This is a genomic window from Mycobacterium sp., assembly GCF_036273375.1.
GTDB lineage: Bacteria > Actinomycetota > Actinomycetes > Mycobacteriales > Mycobacteriaceae > Mycobacterium.
On the sequence record NZ_DASUHS010000049.1, the window covers coordinates 1 to 2667 of the forward strand.

General features: G+C 66.5%; 4 protein-coding genes. 1 reads left to right on the forward strand and 3 read right to left on the reverse strand.

The window, feature by feature from the left end; all coding sequences use genetic code 11:
* Positions 1 to 268: 268 nt before the first annotated feature.
* The 3 genes from VFW69_RS04935 to VFW69_RS04945 all read right to left on the reverse strand — a co-directional run bounded on the left by VFW69_RS04935 (position 269) and on the right by VFW69_RS04945 (position 1803).
* On the reverse strand, positions 269 to 469 hold the full coding sequence (locus tag VFW69_RS04935) for a hypothetical protein (protein WP_526498755.1): 201 nt from the start codon (positions 467 to 469) through the stop codon (positions 269 to 271).
* A 98-nt stretch (positions 470 to 567) separates the two neighbouring features.
* Entirely contained in the window at positions 568 to 1386 is an 819-nt protein-coding gene (locus VFW69_RS04940; protein ID WP_526498757.1) for an MBL fold metallo-hydrolase, read from the reverse strand.
* Positions 1387 to 1566: 180 nt separating this feature from the next.
* Positions 1567 to 1803, reverse strand: coding sequence for a hypothetical protein (locus VFW69_RS04945; RefSeq protein WP_526498759.1), 237 nt, complete (start codon positions 1801 to 1803; stop codon positions 1567 to 1569).
* Positions 1804 to 1967: 164 nt separating this feature from the next.
* Between VFW69_RS04945 and VFW69_RS04950 the strand changes: the two genes are divergently transcribed.
* Positions 1968 to 2667 (forward strand): YncE family protein (locus tag VFW69_RS04950; protein ID WP_526498761.1); only part of this gene is annotated, 700 nt, incomplete at its 3' end.

The following is a 2667-nucleotide window of genomic DNA, read 5'->3' on the forward strand; positions in this document are numbered from 1 at the left end:
CGCATAACGGCAGCGGTTCGGGGACTGCCGGCCGGTGACCGCGCCGCAAAACCCAGTCCAACCCAGCGCCCTCGACGAGCCTTGCATCCGACACTCGGACGTTTCCGACAGCAACACCCGCTATTCGGTATGACAGCGCGATTCGCGCCATGTGAGTGGGCCGATCCGCTCGCTCGGTGGCGTCACTCCCCGCCAACACCATCGACGTTGTGATCTTCAACTGTGTCATCAATCTCTCTGTCACCAAACCCGCCGTGCTCACCGAGACCTACTGCGTGCCGGCCCCCGGATCGGCATCTCCGACGTCATCGCCGACGACGACCTCACCACGAAGGAACGCGCCGAATGCGGCTCCTACGCCGGCTACATGACCGAGGCCTTCGCCTTCGCCGAAATACCACGCCAACCGGGCCACCGCCGGCTTCACCACCATCGAAATCACGCCAACCCACCAAGTCGCCGACGGCATGCATTCTACGATCATCCGCGCCGTCAGACCCACCACCGTAACCAAACCGCCACCCACCCCGCCTGCAACGAGCAGGTCCGATGTGCACGCTGGTGGCGTCAGCCGGGTACTGGCAGGGTCCACCGCTGGCCGGGGTCCAGCAGGTGCAGCCGGTCCAGCAGCCCAGCGTCGCCGAAGGCGGCGTGCAGCGTGTCACGGCCTTGGGTGAAGTGAGCCCACCCCTCGAAGTGCAGCGGCACGATGTGCCGGGCGTGTAGCACGGCCGCGGCTTCGGCGGCCTGCTGGCTGGTCAGCGTGAGATAGGCCCCGTCGAGCAAAGCGGTGCGCGCCGCGCCGGCGAACAGCAGTGCTACATCGATGTCAGCGAACCGCGACGCGACCAACCCTACGATGTCCAGGGAAGCGTTGTCGCCGCTGATGTAGACCGTCGGTAGCCCCTCGCCGGACAGCACGAAGCCAGTGACCTCACCGGTGAGAGGTTCACAGCCGCGCGGGCCATGCCGCGCCGGCACGCCGGTAATCCGCAATGGACCAAGCTGAACGTGCGCACCGTCGGCCAGTGCCCGCACCGGGTCGCCGAGCCGCTGACGCGCCGAATGGGTGGACAACGCCAGCGGCGCGCCAGTGAGGTAGTTCCGTCCCAGCTCGTCGAGGTTGTCGGGGTGCTGATCATGCGACAGCAGTACGGCATCGACCGGCCCAAGCTGCTCGGCGGTGGCGACTGGGTCGCTCGTCTTGACCAGCACGCGTGAGCCGACAGGGTGCGGCCCGGCGGGGTCGAACGTCGGGTCGGTCAACAACCGCAGGCCCGCGATTTCCACCAGGGCGGTCGGTCCACCCAGGTAACGGATACCCAACGATGGAGTCATGCCCAGTACAAGCCGATCACAGACACCGGAATTTCCTGCCAATTCCATCGTCACGGACGCTAGCCAGACGTCGGCGAGGGGGAACGGCCGTACGCGCGAGGGCCAAGGCAGTGGCGTGCGAGAACCGAGCTTCGCTGGTCGCGAGCTTCGCTGGCCCTGGCCCCTCCGCTTCGCGGCATGACAGGACATTTGCGCTCGGCGACAAGGCATGCATGACTATGCGGTGACCTATAGCCGCTGAGGGTACGCTGATCTAGCGCGCTTCTGATCGTCAAACGTCGCCGGGATGGCCCTCAGTGGCAGCCCATCGATGTCTCGATACCGATCCTCACCGGCCGAACTTGGGGCCAGCAGCTCCAAGCGGTAGTCCGTGCGATCCAACAGGATCCGCAGGTCACCGGTGACCGAGCCGCCGATCTGGATATTGATCCCGATCGTCGAATCGACCACCGACTGCCCGGCCACGCCGCCCAGGCGTGCCTTTACCCCTGCCGATCACGGTTGAGGGTCAGATCGCCGCCACCTGTGTCAACGGCAGCCGAATTCTTCCTCGGTGATGGCATCTTCGGCAGCAGCCACGCAAGCCACCGCTGCGCGCCGTGGTCATGGTTGGTCCACACTTCGCGGCTATGAGGGTTGGGTCCGGGTCGCGGCGGTGGTGGCTCGCCGCCGGTGCGGCGTTTTTCCTCGCGCTGGTGGCCGGCACGTGGAAGCTGGTCGCTGCCGGTACCCGGGGTGCGGAGATAGCGAACGTGCTCGCGCTACCGGTTGCCGTCCTGGGTGTTCTCGCTGCCGCCGCGGCGGTCCTCCTGGCTGAAGCGGCGCGGAACTTGCCTGGTGAGGTCGGCCCGGACGGGGAGGCCCGGCGGGAGGCCAAGGGGCAAGCGGCAAATAAGACAAACGTCGGTGGACTCATCGGTCTGCCGGGGATCGGTCGGCCAACCCCCCGCCAGAGGGTCTTCGCTGCCGCCGTGGTGCTCATCTCATTCGGCGTTGTTTTGATGGTCGCGATCACCGGCCCTGTAACCACGGTCCCCGCCGGTCCCGGTCCTGTAACCACCATTCCCGGCGGCACTAATCAGGCCATCACCATTCCGGTCGGCGCTGGTCCACGGGGTGTGGGGGTGACCCCGGATGGCCGCCACGCCTACGTCACCAACCTTGCTTCCAGCAACGTGTCGGTGATCGACACCGCCACCAACACTGTCACCGCCACGATTTCCCTTGGTAGCTCGCCCAGCAGTGTGGGGATCCCCCGGGACGGCCGCCACGCCTACGTCCCCAACCAGGGTTCCGGCACCGTGTCGGTGATCGACACCGTGAGTAACA

Bases quoted from the DNA above. Each gene is read 5' to 3' on its own strand.
- VFW69_RS04935 (WP_526498755.1), bottom strand. From the start codon at position 469: ATGCCGTCGGCGACTTGGTGGGTTGGCGTGATTTCGATGGTGGTGAAG.
- VFW69_RS04940 (WP_526498757.1), bottom strand. From the start codon at position 1,386: ATGGAATTGGCAGGAAATTCCGGTGTCTGTGATCGGCTTGTACTGGGC.